Below are 17,393 nucleotides of genomic sequence, written 5' to 3'. Positions count from 1 at the left end.
GTCGGGGAAGAATCAACCAGTTAGCCGGGCAACTGCTGACTGCGTGTCTGAATCGCATCCAGCTTTGTCAGTAGTCGCGTCGCTTGCTCCAGATGCAGGCGCTCGACCATGCGTCCATCCAGATTGATGACACCCGCCGCTTCGTGTTCGGGACGCGCGAAGGCGGCCACGATCGCGCGCGCATCGGCAATCGCGGTGTCTGACGGCGTGAACGCCCGGTTGGCGGGCTCGACTTGCGAAGGGTGGATCAGCGTCTTGCCGTCGAAACCCATCCGCACTGACTGCAGCACCTCGTTGTCGAAGCCCGCGCGGTCGCCGAAGTCGTTCCACACACCATCCAGCACCTCGATGCCATATCGCTTGGCGGCGAGCACGATGGACATCAGCCAGGGCACCAGATACATGCGGTCGTCGCCGGGATAGACGCCGGTTTCCTTTGCGATGTCGTTGGTACCGACGACCAGGCACGCGAGCGAGACCCGGCTGTCCTTGCCGGCACGCAGAATGTCGTCGACATGATGGATGGCGCAGGCGGTCTCCATCATGGCCCACAGCCGGGGCGCGGGGCCGTCCACAAGCTTGCCGACCGCGGCGGCGAATGCCGCCAGATCGGCACCGGTATCCACCTTTGGCAACAAGACGGCATCCGCGCGGCACGTGGCGGCCGCGCGAAGATCCGCGTCGAACTCGGCCGTTCCCAAGGCATTCACCCGTATCACGGTTTCGTGCGCTGCAAATGGCTGCGCCGCGAACGCGGCGATCAGATTCTTGCGGGCCTGGGCCTTCATGGCGGGCGCCACGGCGTCCTCCAGGTCGAACACGATGACATCGCAGGGCAGGTTGCGGACTTTTTCGATGGCGCGTGGATTGCTCGCGGGCACGTAGAGCACGGAGCGGCGAGGCGTAGTGGTGTTCATGGTCATGGGGTAGTGGGTGATGAGGGATGACGCAGGCATCAAGGATGACACGGATGCCGTACCGAGGCTTGCGATCGCAATCGAACGCTGATGCAAGTTTCCGCTGCGAAATCGTCGTGGCTCATCACGTATGTGATGGATCGGCGCAATCCAGAACCATCACATATGTGATGCAACGCCTGCGGCCATTTGCCAATACTCAAGCCCATCGACAACAACCCAGCGCCCGCCACCACGGGTCGCCTTCGAGTGGAAACTGACAACACCATCGATAAAGCCGCCGCTGGCACTGGCACTGGCTTTACCCAGGCAATGGCCACCTGGATCAGCACGGTCGACGATACGGAGATCGGCGAGCCAGCTTTCGAGTGGGCACGACATGCCATGCTCGACTGGGTCGCGGTCACCATCGCCGCTGCCAGTGAGCCGCTCGTGGAAATGCTCACGGCCGAGTACGCCAGCCCGGCCGCACTGCCTTGCGCGCTGCTGGGCAGTTCGCGCCGCGCGGAGGTGGCGCAGGCCGCGCTGATCAATGGCTCCGCCGGCCACGCCCTCGACTTCGATGACGTTGCTTCGGCGATGCATGGCCACCCGACCGTACCCGTGGCGCCCGCGGCGCTGGCACTGGCGCAGGCCACCCGCGCCAGTGGCAAGGACCTGCTGCGCGCGCTGGTGGTGGGGCACGAAGTGGAAAGCAGGATTGGTGAGATCGTGGGCACGGAACAGTATCAGCTCGGCCTGCATCCCACCGGCACCACCGGCACGCTAGGCGCGGCTGCAGCGTGTGCCAGGCTGGGTGGACTGGACCCGACCACCACGGCGCACGCGCTGGGATTGGCCGCGACGCAGGCCGCCGGGCTCAAGTGCATGTTCGGCACGATGGCCAAGCCGCTGCACGCGGGCAAGGCGGCCATGAACGGCGTGATGGCCGCCCGGCTGGCAGCACGTGGTTTTACCGCCAATCCGAACGGCATTGAATGTTCGCAGGGCTTCGGTAGCACGCAGTCACATGCCGCACCGGTGTTTCCGGATGCGTTCGAACGGCGGACGAGCATGGCCATCGAACGCACGCTGTTCAAGTTCCATGCCTCCTGCTACCTCACGCACTCGACCATCGAGGCCGTGCGTGCCGCGTGCCGTGAGCATCAGATCGATCTGGACGCACTGGAGGCAATGACGATCTTCGTGGCCGGCCCACATCGCGGCGTGTGCGACATCGCCAATCCGCAGTCCGGCCTGGAGATCAAGTTTGCGATCCAGCATCTCGCGGCGCTGGCCATGGATGGTGCGCCCACCGCTTCGCTCGCGTTGTATTCACCCGAAACCGCGTGCGCGCCGCGTTACGTCAAGGCGCGGAAGCGGATCGCGCTGGAGGTGGTTCAGGGCCCCGATCGTAATACCGCCACCGTGCAGATCATGACGCGCGACGGCCGCACGATTCGCGCGCAAGCCAACGTCGCGGTGCCGGCCACCGATCTCGCATTGCAGTGGCAACTCCTGGTCGACAAGGCGCGCGCCATCGTCGTGCCGCGCGTGGGCGCGGCGAAATTCGCAAAGCTGGTGTCCGCGATCGAGTCGCTGGACCGGCTCCCTTCCGTTGAACCCTTGTTCGAGGCGATCCAATGACCTCCACCCAATCAAAATCCGGCCCCGCGACTGAAAATCCCGTCGACCCGGTTGTCGCACGCCTGAAGCAGGACGCCCAGCTACGCGTCCGCGGTAACCGCTACGAGGACTTCGAGCCAGGCCTGCGCTTTACGCACCACTGGGGCCGCACCGTCACGGCAGCGGACAACACCATGTTTTCGGTGCTGACGTTGCACTACAACCCGCAGTACACCAATGACGCAGTGGCGCAGGCCAACGGCTACGCGGGCGTGCCGCTCAATCCGCTGTTGGTGTTCAACACGGTCTTCGGCCTCTCGGTGGAAGACTTGTCCGAAGGCGGTGGCCCATTTCTGGGTGTGGATGAGTTGGCGTACCTCAAGCCGGTCTATCCCGGCGAGACGCTCTACGCCAGTTCGGAGGTCGTGTCACGCCGGCCCGCCAGCAACCGGCCCGGCTACGGCATCGTGACATGGCACACGCACGGCACCAATCAGCAAGGCGAAACAGTCGTCGAGTTCAAACGATCCAATCTGGTCAGGATGAGGGGATAAGCATGTCGGGAGATGGTCTGGGGTATATGACGGAAGAGCGTCGCATGATCCGCGATGCGGCGCGTGAGTTCACGATGAAGGAAGTGTTGCCGGTGGCCAATGCGCTGGACGGCCCGGATGCGGAGATTCCAATGTCCCTGCGCGACAAGCTCGCGGAGATGGGGTACTTCGGCATCACCATTCCGGAGGCCTACGGTGGCCTGGGGCTCGGCATCTTCGAGTACTGCCTGATCTGCGAGCAGTTGTCGCGCGGCTGGATGTCGGTGGCATCGATCGTCGCACGGGCGCAGGGCGGGTGGATCATGAAATCGATGCCGGAAGACATGCGGAAAGCGTACCTGCCCCGTGTGGTGCGCGGCGAGTTCCTCAATGCCAGCGCGCTGTCCGAGCCGGACACGGGCTCCGATCTGGCCTCGATCTCGTGCCGTGCGGTACTGGAAGGCGATGAGTGGGTTCTGACGGGCAACAAGTACTGGTGCACGTTCGCCGACGGCGCTGACTACCTGATCCTCTTCGCGCGCACCTCCGCGCCGCCGGCGTCCGACAAGCGCTGGGAAGGGATCTCGTGCTTCATGATCGAGAAGCCGCGTGGAAGCTTTCCGCCGGGGATGACCGGCTCTCCGATCCCGAAGATCGGGTACTTCGGCTGGAAGACCTTCGAGCTCGCGCTCGATGGCGTGCGCGTGCCAAAACGCAACCTGATGGGGCCGGAAGGCAAGGCTTTCCTCATCATGGCGAAAGGCCTTGAAGGGGCACGCGCTCACACCGCCGCGCGAGCCATCGGGCTGGCGCAAGGGGCGTTGGAAGACGCGATCGCCTATTCCCTGGAGCGTCGCCAGTTCGGCATGCCCATCGCCGAATACCAGGCTATCCGCTTCAAGATCGCCACCATGGCCACCGAGATCGAAGCCGCGCGGCAGTTGCTCTACTTCGTCTGCAACGAGATCGACAGTGGGCGGCGCTGCGACAAGGAGGCGTCGATGGTGAAGTACTTTGCCTCCGAGATGGCCGAGCGCGTGACGTCCACCGCGCTACAGATCTTCGGTGGCGCGGGTTACACGAAGCTGTTCCCTGTGGAGCGTTACTGGCGCGACGCGCGGCTGACCAAGATATTCGAGGGAACTTCGGAGATCCAGCAGCGAATCATTGCCAACAGCCTGCTCGGCAAATCAGAGGTGGAAGCCATGATCGCCAGCCGCGCCTATAGCGGTCAGGTCCGACACGGAAAGGAGGCAGCATGAAACTCGCGGCGCTCACCAGTCCAGATGGTTACTTCGAACACTTCGAGCCCGGCATGTTGATCCGTCATGCCCGTGGCAAGACGGTGACGGAGATGGACAACGTCATGCTGACCAACATGGTCATGAACACGGCAGAGGGACATTTCAACGAGGACGCCATGCGGCGTGCCGGGGGGATCTTCACGCAGCGCGTGGTATTCGGCGGGATCAACCTGTCAATGGTGCTGGGCCTGGCCGCGCAGGACACTGCCGAGCAGTGCCTGAGGGAGCTGACGCTGGACAAGATCCGCCTGTCCCACCCAGTGTTCCACGGCGACACGCTGTACGCCTACACCGAGGTGGTCGGACGGGAGGCTGCCGATCGCGATGACGCTGGCATCGTTCACTTTCGTCACTACGGCATCAATCAGGACGACAAGCTGTGCGTGCAGGCCGAGCGAAAGGCGCTGATCAAACGCAAGAGTCACTGGGGCGAGAAATGAGTGGCGAGTCCGGCGCGACTGGAGCACTCAACGGCCTGCTTGTGCTGGACCTGACGCAGATGCTGGCTGGTCCATATTGCTCGATGATGCTGGCCGACCAGGGCGCGCGCGTCATCAAGATCGAGCCGCCGGGCGGCGACAACACCCGGCGCAATGGTCCACACCTCGACGGTGCGGTGAAAATGGAATCGGGTGGGTTCGGCGCCTACTTCGGTTCCATCAACCGCAACAAGGAATCGCTGGTGCTCGATCTGAAGCAGCCGGCGGGGCGCGAGACATTGCTGCGCCTGGTGCGCAGCGCGGACGTGCTGGTCGAGAACTACCGCGCCGGCGTGATGGAGCGCTTCGGTTTGGGCTACGAGCGCCTGGCCCGGGAGAATCCCAGGCTGGTCTACGCGGCACTCCGTGGCTTCGGCGATCCGCGCAGCGGCGAGAGCGCGTATTCCGGATGGCCGGCCTATGACCCTGTGGCGCAGGCGATGGGCGGCATCATGGGCATCACGGGTCCGCAGCGTGGTGGGCCACCCACCAAGGTTGGCCCGGGGGTTGGCGACATCGTGCCCGCGATGTTCCTGGCCTACGGCATCACCGCCGCATGCTGGCACGCCCAGCGCACCGGGCGTGGCCAGTTCGTCGATGTGGCGATGACCGACGCGGTGCTGGCCGTGTGCGAACGCATGGTGTTCCAGTTCAGCGTCACAGGAGAGGCACCCGGCCCGGAGGGCAATGGTCACCCATTGCTCTGTCCGTTCGGGATCTTTCCCGCCAGCGACGGCTATGTGAGCCTGGGCGTCCCGAATGATCGTTTCTGGAAGCTCCTGGTGGAGCGGATGGGTAATCCCGCATGGGCCGACGATCCCCGGTTCTCCAGCAACGAACTGCGCGTGTCGCACCGGCAGGAGGTGGAGCAGGCTGTCGGCGACTGGACCCGACTTCATACCAAGCATGCACTCGCGGAATTGCTCGGAGGGGATGTGCCGTTCGGCCCGGTCTTCGATGCCGCGGACATCTTCGACGACTCGCACTTCCGCACCCGAGAGATGTTGGTCGAGGTCGAACAGCCAGGCGCGGCACGTGGGCTGACCATCGCCGGCAGTCCGGTTCGCATGAGCAAGACGCCGGGCGGCGTGCGGCGTCGCGCGCCCATGATCGGAGAGCACACCGACTTCACGCTCGCCGACCTCGGCTTCGATACCGGAGAGATCGCCACGCTGCGCGCGGGCGGCGTGGTGCAGTAGGTACGCAAGACAAAACTATTACCACTAGCAGGAGACACTCATCATGCAGGAACGAACCAAGCGACTCCGCCGCTGCCAGCTATCCGTGCCAGGCTCGAGCGAGAAGATGATGACGAAGGCCGCCGCAATGGGCGTGGACTTTGTTTTTCTCGACCTGGAGGACGCGGTGGCGCCGAGCGAAAAGCGTCCGGCCCGGCGCAAGATCATCGATGCGCTCAATGGTCTCGACTGGGGCCGTACCACGCGTTGTGTGCGGGTCAACGACCTGACCACCGAGTACGCCTACGAGGACATCATCGAAGTTGTGGAAGGCGCCGGCCGCAATCTCGATGTGATCATGCTGCCCAAGGCGATGTCCGCCGCCGATGTGCAGTTCGTCGACAAGCTGCTGTCGATGATGGAAAAGAAACTTGGGCTGCCGCACCGTATCGGCATCGATGTGCTGATCGAAGAGGTGGAAGCGATGATGAACGTGGAGGCCATCGCGGCTTCCACGCCCCGGCTGGAGTGCCTGATCTTCGGCATGGGCGACTACTCTGCCAGCCAGGGTGTGTCCATGCGCGATATCGGTGGCAGCGGCGGCTATCCCGGCGATATCTGGCACTACCAGCGCCAGCGGCTGACCATCGCCGCGCGGGCGAACAAGCTGGACGCCGTCGACGGCCCGTTTGCGGATTTCCGCAGCCCCGAAACGTATCGGGAGGAAGCGCGCCGGGCCATGACCCTTGGCATGGTGGGCAAGTGGGCGATCCATCCTTCGCAGGTGGCGCTTGCGCAAGAGGTGTTCTCCCCGATCGCCGACGACGTCGCGCGTGCTCGCGACATGATGCGTGCCTACGACGAGGCCCTGGCGCAGGGACTGGGCGCGGTTCAGTACGAAGGCAAGATGATCGACATCGCTTCGGTTCGCATTGTCAGGAACCTCGTGCAACGCGCGGACCTGATCGGCATGTAGCCGCCCGCATCCCCGCCTGGCCGTGGCAGATCGCCGTGGCCGACAGGAGCGCCGGCGTGTCGTCAATCGATCGCTACCGGCGCCCACCTGAAGTTGCTGAAGTTTCAGGGAGACTATTCATGCACACTCCATCTCGTGCAGGCAGTGACCTGCACACGGACGTCGTCGATGAGCGGCGACGCCGGTTGCTGGGCGCCGCCGCTGCCTCCGCGGCACTGCCATGGCTATCGCCGAATCGCGCGTTCGCGGACAACTGGCCCTCGCGCCCAATTCGCATCATCGCCGCGCAAGCGCCGGGTTCCTCCAACGACAGTACGTCGCGTGCGTTCGCGGAGTTTTTTTCATCCAGGCTGAATGTGCCGGTTGTCGTGGAGAACAAGCCTGGCGGCATCGGCATGATCGCTGCCGAAGCCGTGGCGCGATCCAAGCCAGACGGCTACACGCTGCTGTGCACCCTGCACAGCCAACTGGCGCAGGCACCTGTGCTGCTGAAGAAGCCGCCGATCGACCCATCGCGCGACCTCACACCCGTGGCATCCATCAGCACTGGCGTGGGGGTGATGGTCGCCACGAAAGGATTGCCGGCGAACTCGTTCAAGGAGTTGATCGCACTGGCGAAGAAGCGGCCTGTCAGCGTGGGCAACTATGGCATCGGCTCGGGATGGCAGTTGATGGTGACCCAGCTGAAGAAGCTGACCGGCGCGCAACTCGACATCATCAACTACAAGGGCACAGGCGCCATGATCGGTGACCTGCTGGCTGGCCACATCGATATCGGCGCGGGATCATTGCTGGGCATGTCGGGCGGCCTGGCCGCAGGTGGCCTCAAGCCGCTGCTGATCATCTCGGGCCCGCGCTCCTCGAAGCTGCCGGGCGTGCCGACCTGGGTGGACGAAGGTATTAACGATCCGATCTTCGCGAACCTGGCGGAGTGCAACATGCTGCTAGGCCCTACCGGATTGCCCAAGGACGTGGTCGACCGGCTCGCGATGCTCGTGCGGCAATCGACGACGGAATCGGAGGCGGTCAAGAACGTGCGGGAACAACTCGGCAGCCAGGACACGCCCCTGACCGGTGATGCGCTGCGGCAGTTTATCGCCGCTTCCTGGCCGACCTATCAGTCCGTCACGAAGGCGGTGGGATTGAAGATGGAGTGATGTTTGGTGAGTCCGCGGCAAGCGTTCCCCTTACGATTGACGAAAATGTAATCTCGTTGAAATCGGCCAGACATTTCCGGTCTGATATGTTCACGACGCGGTCTCGCCAGTTCCCCAATTGGCGCCGCAACTCCCCTTCTCCGCCCAGTGTTCGCTGGGCGGTCTTCTTTCTACGGCAACATCGCCGGAAATGTCCACGCCCTGATTCCGAAAGGTCCGGTAGGAGGCGCCGGGGCGGCTATGTAAGCTGGCGCGATACCGTCGCCTGCCGTGAGCCGCGCCATGTCCGCGTAGCGCATTGACGTGGCGCCCCCTCAGGAATCACGAATCACGATGCCGCTCATCTTGCCGAAGGTCCGCTCCCGGTCGGTCTTGCCAATACTTGTGACCGCCTTGGGCGTCTTGCTGTCGAATGTCGCAGCCCCAGTGGCCGCAGCCGGCGCAAGCACTCCCGTCTACACCGGCAGCTACATCGTGCGATGGCGTGATGGCGTCGCAGTCGATGCAGAGGCTGACACCGCGCGCATTCGTCGCGTCGAGTCGAACATCGGGCTGAGTCTGTCCGTCAAGCGGCCGATGAGCGGCACGCTGCAACTCTTGAGTGTCAAGGACGCTCACGGTGAAGCACCCGAGGCAATTGCGATGCGTCTACGCAACGACCCGCGTGTGGCCGATGCCGTGCCGGATCGATGGCTGCGCTTGCATGACACGACGCCGAACGACCCCGATCTCAGCTATCAATCCCCCTATATGGGCCCGCCGACCAACTCGCTGGGCGGCGCCAACCTGCTTCGTGCCTGGGACCGCTCACGCGGCAGTGCCAGCATCGTCGTCGCGGTAGTGGACTCGGGATACCTGCCTCATCCAGATCTGGTCGGTCGCATCGTCGCCGGATATGACTTCATTACTTCGACCAGTGTGTCTCAGGACGGCGACGGCCGCGATGCGGACCCGACAGATCCGGGTGACTATGTCCCGAGCGGGACAAGTTGCGGTGACGATAGCGGCCCCTCCAACAGTACATGGCACGGTACGCGCGTCGCCAGTGTGCTGGGCGCGATGACGAACAATGGGCAGGACATTGCTGGCGTCGACTGGAATGCGCGTATCCAGCCGGTGCGGGTATCCGGTCGCTGCGGTGCACTGCTATCGGACACCATAGACGGCATGCGCTGGGCCGGCGGCCTGAGCGTGCCGAACGTGCCGCCGAATCCCACACCGGCGCGCGTGATCAACATCAGCCTCGGCGGTGGTACCTGCTCAAGCATCGAGCAGCAGACGGTGAACGACCTGAATGCCGCTGGCGTGGTCGTGGTGGCGGCAACGGGCAATTCGGCAGGAGCGGTCGCGGCGCCGGCGGATTGCGCTGGCGTGATCGCGGTGACGGCACATGCCAATGATGGGGAGAACGCAAGCTATGCCAATGTGGGCCCGGAAGTGGCGATCAGTGCGCCGGGAGGAGGCTGCGGGAACTCAAGGGTCAGTGTGTCTGGCGGAGTGACTACTTGCATGGCGGCGAGTGGCCAGTCGTACATTTTCACGCTGAGCAATAGCGGTGCGGCCGGACCCACCACCTACGTGACTTTGGGATCTCAAGGCACGAGCTTCGCTGCGCCCATGGTTTCGGGTGTGGTGTCGATGATGCTCGCCGTCAATCCATCGCTAACGCCCGCCCAGATTACTACCATGCTGAAGTCAACGGCCCGCCCACATCCAACCAATACGTATTGCACCACCGGCAACAATGCCGGTACTTGTGGCGCAGGCTTGCTTGATGCTGATGGAGCCCTGGCGGCAGCCAGCGCGCCAGTAACGCCGGTACCACCGTCGACGCCGACTCCGCCGCCGTCATCCGGAAGTGGTAACGGTGACAACAGCGGAAGCGGTGGAGGTGGAGGTGGCGGTGCATTCGCCCCGTGGAGCGCGGTGGCACTGCTTGTGATCGGAGTGGCGGGATTTGCTGGGCGTCGCCGGACTGTTCGCCAGGCAAAGGGCTCGTGCAAGGCGCGGTAGTGGACCGGCGCGGGCCCCGGCCTTGGCCTACAGGATCGATCATGAATCCTGTGAAGAAGGCCATTTTCACGCTTACGCTACTGGGCGCTCCAGTGCCCGCCTTCTCGGCCTCCATGATCATCGACTCGATTGTGGAGCGATCCGCCATCGAAACGGGTGCCATTCTCCGTGCTCAGGCCAATGTGCGATCCAGGCTCAGCTACCCTGGCTCCGCGAGCTTCTCCGGAGTCGTGACGGCGTTCGCGCCAAGCGGTGTGGGCGCTCACGACGAGGCACTGGCAGTCTGTGGGTGGGTACTAGCGGTGGCCAACTCTGGCAAGAAAACTCGAACACGTTTTATCAGTTTGCAGGCTGCGGATACGGAAAGACCTTGGCAGCAAGCGGACAGCATCGCGGATATCAAACATGCTTTGAGTTATGTCGATGATGGCATCGCAGAGTCTGCCAACTTCGACCGGTACTGGAGCGCATGCATGCAGCTTTCGGCGGAACAGCGGCGGACCGCGTCAAGAGTTCGCTGAGCTATGCCAACAACCGCGCGGAGAATTCGGAGTATTCAATATCGTCAATCGGACGAGTCTGATTGAGAGCCTACCTGCAAACGGCGATACTCCGAATCACCATCTGATTACCCGATCCGATGGAAGATCTGTTGAATTGACCCCAACGATCTCTTTCCCGCAACGCCCACCTTGAAGGTGGGCGTCTTTTTTTGGGGGGCCATGCCGCGTTCAGCAACACCGTGAGGTTCGATCCTCACGGTGTTGTCCGTCGTCTCCCAGCGGACACCGCCGCATATCTACTTCTCCAATCGCGCGGGTTGTCCCTCGCTTAGTCCCTTGTACTCAAGTGCCGGGCCTTGGCTGCCTTGCACAGGTACGGCGAAGTATCCAAGATGTTGGGGGGACAGCGGTTCGGCAACCACTCGCCCTTGCTCGGAAAGGATATCCATGGCGTCCAGAATCATGATGATTCGTACATTGAGCGCCCTCGCCAACTGATAGGCGGCGAAACGCTGACCTGGGCGACGGCTCAGGTACAGGAAAACCCTTTCGTACAAGCTGCGTTGATCGGTTCTCGCAGTCATTCCATGCTCCTGATCCAGCGCATATGACGGGATGCATTCAGTGGAAAAGTCTTTGCATTGTAAAAATGCGTATCGGGAAAGGATGCCGGAGTATTCACAATGTGCTGACGTATATGTCCCAATGATCTCCGTGGCAGGCTGGCGAGGGGGCTTCCGGCTACCAGACCTTGAATTTCAACTGCAGGGAGAGCGATCCAACATTCTTGTCTCCCAGCGGCGGAACAAGAACGAGATTGGCGCCCAATCTACCGTGTGCGACGCTGAGCGTTGGCAGGATCATGGGCACCCAGTTGCCCCCGTTGAGTTTTGGATAGCCGCGTATCAACCCCACCGCTGCGCCGAGCTGTGTGACACCAAGCGTAAGCGGCTGCCAGCTGACACCCCCATAGGTGGATTGCTTTCGAACGCTATTAACGTACGTTCCCGCGATAAGCGCCGTTTCCTCAGTGAGACGCCACTCCGCCCCTAATCCCAGATTCAGCGGATTGCGTTCCTCGATCTTTGTGAAATGGAGCGAGATGAATCCGGGGTTGAGCCATAGCTGTTTCTGGAAGTTGCAGACAGCTTCCGCAGAGCCGTCCGTAGTTTGATCCTGGCATGTGTCCGCAGCGGACGCGGATCGTGTGCCGCACATGGCAGTGAGCGTTGCGAAAATGGCGAGTACATAGGCAAGGAAGGGCAGACGGGCGCACGATACCCGCTCGACCTGGACGGACCGGTTAAGCATGATAGGTTTCCGAATTTTGGGTAGCGGTGGCCTGGCTTATGGCAACAAATACAGCCGGCGATGAACCAAGGAATCTACGGTGATTCGCGCATGAAATGACACGAATTGCCGATTGTTGTTCTAGCCATGAGTCGGTCCGGAAAATGACTACGACTCGGAATATTCCGAATTGTATGTCCGGCATTTCCGAATGCCGTCCGGACTATCACAATTTGTCACAAGGCAGCCAACGTGCGCGGTAATTCGCAGCGGGCGCGTGAATTTTTGAATGAAGGATGAGAGATCGTGACCGCGTGGCGCGGCGAGAGATGGCCACGGTGCCTGGAGTGCGAAGCTGGAGTAAAGCGGGACGCGACGATCGCTCTTGTCGAGGACGTGGACGGCGGGTGCTCCGGTGAGCGCCTGCTCCGGAGAGCAGGCGCCGCCAGATAGGTCCGTGAAGGTGAATGGGACCGGTCCAATCAGAGGCGAGAGGAAAGCTCGACTCTGCCGCTAGGATCATCTATGGGCGCGATTTCAGGCTTGCGTTGCTTCTGATTGGTTTCATCGAAATTTCCCGATATTTCCCCCAAACATTACCGTGGGTAAAGTGACGCGATCGGAGATCAAAATCGGGCAAAGAAAAGCCGCTCCGGGAGGAAGCGGCCATACGGGGAAGTGTAAATACTGGGGTCAAAGCAGTATGAACACGAGAGACACCCAGCGGAAGGCGTCCCTTAACCACCATTCTTTACGCGATAACGAGTTTCTGGATGCAGGCTTTCCTGATATTGCCCGAGAAACTTCCGGCCGCATGCGGGCGAGTTTGTACTCGAGCGCCAAAGGCGGTTCAGAAGTTTGTATAGAGACGCTCGGTGAGTCTGCCTTGCGCGTTGAACACCAGCACCAGCGATCTGGTGCTCGGCGGTACGACAGTCCGGCTGAAGGGTAGTGCCAGACCCAGTGAATGGCCGGTGTACTCCCAGCGCACAACATCGTTCTCCTGGGACTCGGTCGAAGCTTTTCCGAGTCGGGCAAAGACGGTGCTCTTCGTCGTACCGTCGGGAAACTGCGCTTCGATGCCAGGCCGGCTCCAGTCGTAGACGCGCGCATCGCCATAGCGATACCCCTCCGCGAAGTTCCACGCCACGATGGCGATAGCGACAAAAGCAACTGACTGAAGAATTCTGAACATGGTCGACCAAAACATTAATTAATCGCTGTAATTTGCCTGTCGATGCGAACTGACGCTACGCGAAGTTTCACTTTCTCTCTCCGATTCTTCGGCTTGTACGGGCTGAGCGCCAATTCGGAAAATTGAAGAATGACGTTGGGAAACTTCATGCGCCCAGCAGCTCGCCAGACTCCTACTCTCACCCTTCATTCAGGGTCCGCTCCTCGGTGACATGCGGCGCGAAGGAGTCTGTCGGATGCTCGAAATGGAACTGTCAGTGCCGTACGTCACCATCGTGTACTGGTATCAGAACTGGGCAGGCACGTGCCGACCAGATCGCAAGGATTACGAACTTGGAAACCCAAACGCAACGTGACGCTGCCGTCGAGCCGGAACGTGCCCAGGACGGCGGTCACGAGGCGGTTATCCAGTCCTTCTACCGTGAAATTCTGGGCAGGGAGCCGGATGCGGGTGGAATGGCAACTTACCAAAAGCTGATAGCGGAACGCGGACTGCCGATGGCGATCCGGTCCATGTTGCGGAGCTTCACCGCTTCGAATGAGTACCGAAACCGCGTTCTCGCCAGAGGAGTGCAGTCCGTCGGACTGGCGCAAGGTGAAAAGACCGTCAACGGTCAAAAGATTGAACACGTCATATCTCTGGGCACACATTGCCAGGCCAGTTCCATCCTCAAATCGGCTGGGCTGAAGCCAAGCTCCTTTCCTTTCGATTGGTTGTTCTCAAGCCCGCGCTCGGTAGTGCATTGCCTGAAGACCGACTTCGGGACGCTTCTCGATCGGAAGTACTATCGCTCGCTATCAGGCATCCGAAAATCCGGCGAGCCTGGAGCCAATCACCAGTGGTACCTGGATACCTACGGTGTGCGGGATATGTTCGCTCATCGAGATCCAACTCGGGATGAAGATTACAACTACACTGTCAGGACCGTAGAGCGCTTTCGTTCGGTTATGGCCGGCAATGGAGGCAAACTTTTCGTGATGATTGCACGGCCGCAGCACGATTTGCAGGCAGATTTCTACAGTGTGGCACAGGCAATTGACCAAGCGACCAGCAACGCAGCGGGCATCTACATTCAACTTCGCGAGCCTTCCAACACGGCTGAACATCGTTGCATTCGGCGGCTGTCCAGCAATGGTTATCATCAACTCTACGAGTTCATGCCAGCTTCTGAGGAACTAGGCATCGGCTTCCACGACCCGGTGGACAATGCGATCGTCATGAGATTGATTTCCCAGTATGCGATCGACACCCGGTCGGCATTCTGAGGTGATTTTGTCAATGCAATGCACAACGCTGGATAGCGGCTGCGGCTCACGCAGTCATCACCATTTGTGACGGGACACGTACTCCGGTTTTCTTCCAGAGCTTCGGCTTGATCCTCCAGCACCTCGCCGCTCGCTTCTGATCTAGTGGGAGGTCAATCATTGAACTCCCACGGAGTCCATTCACAATGTTATGCGCGCCCTTGTCGGAGTCAATTCGGCAGTGCCGGCTCGCGCAACTGCGCCCGAATTGCGGTAGTCGAGATATCCGGGGTGCGTGGCAGATATACAACCGTACAAATATCCCGCAGGTCATCGAATCGTCCGGCCCAGTCGTCGCCCATACCGAAGACATCGGCACCAAAGCGCACGATGTCCGCACGCTTCTGGTCCCATGAACTCTCGGGGAATACGGCATCGACCACGGACAGCGCGTCAACGATTGCGGCTCTCTCATCGTACGCAATGGTAGTCTTCTTTCCCTTGAGCGCATTGAACTCATCGGTGGACACGCCGACGACGAGACGCTCGCCGAGCGCGCGAAGACGCTTGAGCAAGTTCAGATGCCCAATATGAAAAAGGTCAAACGTGCCGTAAGTAATCACAGTCTTTTTGCACATCTTTTACAGTTTCGCAATGGAGAATTAGCCTGGTGCTGAAGAGGACGTAGACGTGACACATCTTTCGTCACTACGAAGAAAGGCGCGGATCGCGCCCACCGCGCGTTGTGTCGCCTGATCTCCGTGGCAACACAACAGCGCGTTGAGGGCATCGGAAGGGGTGCTGGCCTCGCCGGGTTGAACCTTGGCTGCGACGGCGTCGACAGTCGTTTGCAGCAGATCGGGTTCCACGACGCTGCAGAAATCCCAGTACTGCCCCGTATGTGGAATGCGGATTCGACGTGGGCTCTCGTGGTAGCGAGTCTCGAAGTTGGGTATGCGAGTCATCGCGAGGCATACAACCGGCTTGCCAAGCGATGCGAATTCCACCGCGGTGGAGGAGACGTCGGATACTAGTATGTCGGCCACGGCGTAGTAGTAGCTAATTGACTCACCGGCGTTCAGCACGTGAATGCGGGAACCATCGTTGGCGAGCTCATTGGCGAACCGCACGTCACCGTCATGCGGTATGGCGAACATGTTGCCGTCGGGGTTCAGGTGCCGAATATTGAAGAGACCGCTTTCGCGATCGCCACCACTCCAGGTCGGTGCGAACAGAACGACGGGTCGTTCTGGATCGACCCCCAGCCTTGCGCACGCATTGGCGCGTTCGCTTGCCGACAACCTGGGTACCGTGAGCTTTGGATAGCCGATCGCCTCATAGCTAGTCTTCGCTTGGGGATAGAGGCTCCTTAGTCGTTCCGTCCACAACAGGCCAGGCAAGAGCGCGAGGTCGTAGTGTGTGTAGTGGCCACTGTATGTGTATCCCTTGAGCGGTGAAGCGCCATGTTCCGCGTAGATGAATCGGCCGTTCAGCCCCGCATTCCGAATCGTCGCGTAGGTCTCTGCCGATGCAATCAGGAAGACGCCATCGTCTACCAACCGGCCATGGAATCGCTTGCCAAGCTGAGAGGTTGTAATGGATTCGCAGTCGAACTCTTGCCGCACCAGCTCAAGTTGAATCGGTCGAAGACTGTCCTCTTCCTTCTTCGAGCTGAAAACGCAATAGATCTTGCGCCCGGTTCCGCTACCCGAAAGCTTGCAGTTCTCGATAACTTTCGGCAGTGGCGGCGTGCGCAACCACAGCTGGAACGCGAGAGGCCGAGAATCGTTTGATATCCCGCGCTCCTTCGGGGAGACCGCACCGTTTGCACGGAACCTCACGAAGACAGGTTCATCACCACCAACAGTGATTACATGAGCCGCGTACGCATCCGCGAGCTTGACGACATGGGTCGTTCCTTCGCTCTCGATAGCTACCTCGCGAACCTCACCGGGGAACAAGTAGTTGCAGCTCAGGTAAAGCGTCACCCTTCCGGTCACAAGAAGCGAAGAGGTGCGTTTGCTCCAGGCGAAGCTTGATTCGGTGTCAAAGAAACCGTCGACCATCTGCACTACCTGCGCATCCGCCAACTTGTCCGTGCGTACAAGGCGGATGTCGCCATCGAGTTTCGTGTTTGGTATTTCCGCTGGTTTGGCCACCTGTCGCAGACGGACGTCGCCACAATGCGCGGCAAGTTGGCGAACGTCAGCGGGAGTCCGGAGCGAAGCGAGCGCGCTTTGCATTTCCTCTGGTGTCGGGGATTTGGCGAGCAGTCCGGTGTAGATGCTCTCGACGATTTCGACACGAGACGACTCAAAACTCACGTCACGCGCACGTGCCAGCGCCACGACGTGAGCGACAAGGTTGTCAAGACCGTGCTCGGCGGCAGACATAACGGATGCGCGATCTGGATCAGAGAAGCCGTCCAACGATTTTCCTGTCACGCCCCAGCACACGGACGCCACCGTGTGCGCGATGTTCTGTTCGTAGATACGCGACCGATGTTCGTCGGATTGTGCGATGCCACTGAGCACCTGTTCGAATGCGTGGGAGCCAGTCAGCCGTTCCGTGTACTGGGCAACTGCCGCAGTTTCAGGCTCGCGGCCGAGCAGCGCGCGATACATTGACTCGACGAGTTGCGGCGCGGCTTTGCCATAGGCGTGCTGGCGAAACTCGTCAGACTCCAGGAGCACCTTGAGAAAGCTAGTTTCGCCGCCGGCATCGGTGCAGATCAAGTCCGCATACCGGCGTGAAGCCTGCGCGTCCACAGGGCGGTCAAGCAACGCGGTATAGGCGCTATTCACAAGCTCGCGTGCGTAGATGCGCCTGAGAAGGCGACGCGAAAGCTGGCTGAACTTCACTGGTGATCCTTGTATCTATAGGGTGCCTGACAAATCGTCGACGCTTGGCTATTGCGTCAACGTTTGCGGATGTGTGGACCAGACAGGTGCCCGCATGGCAACCCTATCTAGACTCTTGCCGTCAATCGCAGCGATACC

The 17,393-nt window shown here is 61.0% G+C and carries 16 protein-coding genes; 10 read left to right on the top strand and 6 right to left on the bottom strand.

The window, feature by feature from the left end; translation table 11 throughout:
* Window positions 1-20: 20 nt before the first annotated feature.
* Window positions 21-923, bottom strand: a complete 903-nt coding sequence (locus RN01_RS31740) for a CoA ester lyase (RefSeq protein WP_197067592.1) — start codon at window positions 921-923, stop codon at window positions 21-23.
* A gap of 243 nt (window positions 924-1,166) precedes the next feature.
* Between RN01_RS31740 and RN01_RS31735 the strand changes: the two genes are divergently transcribed.
* From RN01_RS31735 to RN01_RS31695, 9 genes are all read left to right on the top strand, one after another.
* Window positions 1,167-2,543, top strand: a complete 1,377-nt coding sequence (locus tag RN01_RS31735; protein ID WP_223277400.1) for an MmgE/PrpD family protein — start codon at window positions 1,167-1,169, stop codon at window positions 2,541-2,543.
* Entirely contained in the window at window positions 2,540-3,076 is a 537-nt protein-coding gene (locus RN01_RS31730) for a MaoC family dehydratase (RefSeq protein ID WP_017514587.1), read from the top strand. The genes RN01_RS31735 and RN01_RS31730 overlap by 4 nt, the downstream gene beginning before the upstream one ends.
* A 2-nt stretch (window positions 3,077-3,078) precedes the next feature.
* A complete protein-coding gene (locus tag RN01_RS31725) occupies window positions 3,079-4,317 on the top strand; it encodes an acyl-CoA dehydrogenase family protein (protein WP_051385307.1) in 1,239 nt (412 codons plus the stop codon).
* The gene (locus RN01_RS31720) at window positions 4,314-4,799 is read left to right on the top strand and encodes a MaoC family dehydratase (RefSeq protein ID WP_024570314.1); all 486 of its coding nucleotides are present in this window, start codon (window positions 4,314-4,316) and stop codon (window positions 4,797-4,799) included. Before RN01_RS31725 ends, RN01_RS31720 begins: the two co-directional genes overlap by 4 nt.
* On the top strand, window positions 4,796-6,037 hold the full coding sequence (locus tag RN01_RS31715; RefSeq protein WP_017515342.1) for a CaiB/BaiF CoA-transferase family protein: 1,242 nt from the start codon (window positions 4,796-4,798) through the stop codon (window positions 6,035-6,037). The genes RN01_RS31720 and RN01_RS31715 overlap by 4 nt, the downstream gene beginning before the upstream one ends.
* A 43-nt stretch (window positions 6,038-6,080) precedes the next feature.
* On the top strand, window positions 6,081-6,992 hold the full coding sequence (locus RN01_RS31710) for a CoA ester lyase (RefSeq protein WP_017515341.1): 912 nt from the start codon (window positions 6,081-6,083) through the stop codon (window positions 6,990-6,992).
* A 119-nt stretch (window positions 6,993-7,111) separates the two neighbouring features.
* Entirely contained in the window at window positions 7,112-8,149 is a 1,038-nt protein-coding gene (locus RN01_RS31705; protein ID WP_051385308.1) for a tripartite tricarboxylate transporter substrate binding protein, read from the top strand.
* 333 nt (window positions 8,150-8,482) lie between these two features.
* Complete coding sequence (mprA, locus tag RN01_RS31700) at window positions 8,483-10,162, top strand: MprA protease, GlyGly-CTERM protein-sorting domain-containing form (RefSeq protein WP_017515027.1); 1,680 nt, start codon at window positions 8,483-8,485, stop codon at window positions 10,160-10,162.
* A gap of 41 nt (window positions 10,163-10,203) precedes the next feature.
* Window positions 10,204-10,683: a hypothetical protein gene (locus RN01_RS31695; protein WP_017515026.1), complete on the top strand. Its 480-nt coding sequence runs from the start codon at window positions 10,204-10,206 to the stop codon at window positions 10,681-10,683.
* Window positions 10,684-10,961: 278 nt separating this feature from the next.
* Here RN01_RS31695 and RN01_RS31690 read toward each other — a convergent pair whose 3' ends face one another.
* The 3 genes from RN01_RS31690 to RN01_RS31680 all read right to left on the bottom strand — a co-directional run bounded on the left by RN01_RS31690 (window position 10,962) and on the right by RN01_RS31680 (window position 13,150).
* Window positions 10,962-11,249: a hypothetical protein gene (locus tag RN01_RS31690; protein ID WP_024570316.1), complete on the bottom strand. Its 288-nt coding sequence runs from the start codon at window positions 11,247-11,249 to the stop codon at window positions 10,962-10,964.
* Window positions 11,250-11,406: 157 nt separating this feature from the next.
* Window positions 11,407-11,976 (bottom strand): hypothetical protein, encoded by a 570-nt coding sequence (locus RN01_RS31685; protein ID WP_017511565.1) that lies wholly within the window; start codon window positions 11,974-11,976, stop codon window positions 11,407-11,409.
* A gap of 829 nt (window positions 11,977-12,805) precedes the next feature.
* On the bottom strand, window positions 12,806-13,150 hold the full coding sequence (locus RN01_RS31680) for a hypothetical protein (protein WP_133428605.1): 345 nt from the start codon (window positions 13,148-13,150) through the stop codon (window positions 12,806-12,808).
* Between the two features lie 332 nt (window positions 13,151-13,482).
* Here RN01_RS31680 and RN01_RS32695 point away from each other — a divergent pair, with 332 nt between their 5' ends.
* The gene (locus tag RN01_RS32695) at window positions 13,483-14,415 is read left to right on the top strand and encodes a DUF1796 family putative cysteine peptidase (protein WP_017511567.1); all 933 of its coding nucleotides are present in this window, start codon (window positions 13,483-13,485) and stop codon (window positions 14,413-14,415) included.
* Between the two features lie 209 nt (window positions 14,416-14,624).
* Here the strand turns inward: RN01_RS32695 and RN01_RS31670 are convergent, their stop codons facing one another.
* Both RN01_RS31670 and RN01_RS31665 read right to left on the bottom strand, forming a co-directional pair.
* Window positions 14,625-15,032 carry an adenylyltransferase/cytidyltransferase family protein gene (locus RN01_RS31670; protein ID WP_017511568.1) on the bottom strand — a complete coding sequence of 136 codons (408 nt, stop codon included), beginning with the start codon at window positions 15,030-15,032 and terminating at the stop codon, window positions 14,625-14,627.
* Window positions 15,033-15,056: 24 nt separating this feature from the next.
* The gene (locus tag RN01_RS31665) at window positions 15,057-17,255 is read right to left on the bottom strand and encodes a CDP-glycerol glycerophosphotransferase family protein (protein ID WP_017511569.1); all 2,199 of its coding nucleotides are present in this window, start codon (window positions 17,253-17,255) and stop codon (window positions 15,057-15,059) included.
* Between the last annotated feature and the right edge of the window lie 138 nt (window positions 17,256-17,393).

This window comes from Cupriavidus sp. SHE (assembly GCF_000812445.1).
Lineage (GTDB): Bacteria > Pseudomonadota > Gammaproteobacteria > Burkholderiales > Burkholderiaceae > Cupriavidus > Cupriavidus metallidurans.
Note: the sequence above shows the minus strand (reverse complement) of the source record. Positions and strands in the feature narration are given on the sequence as shown.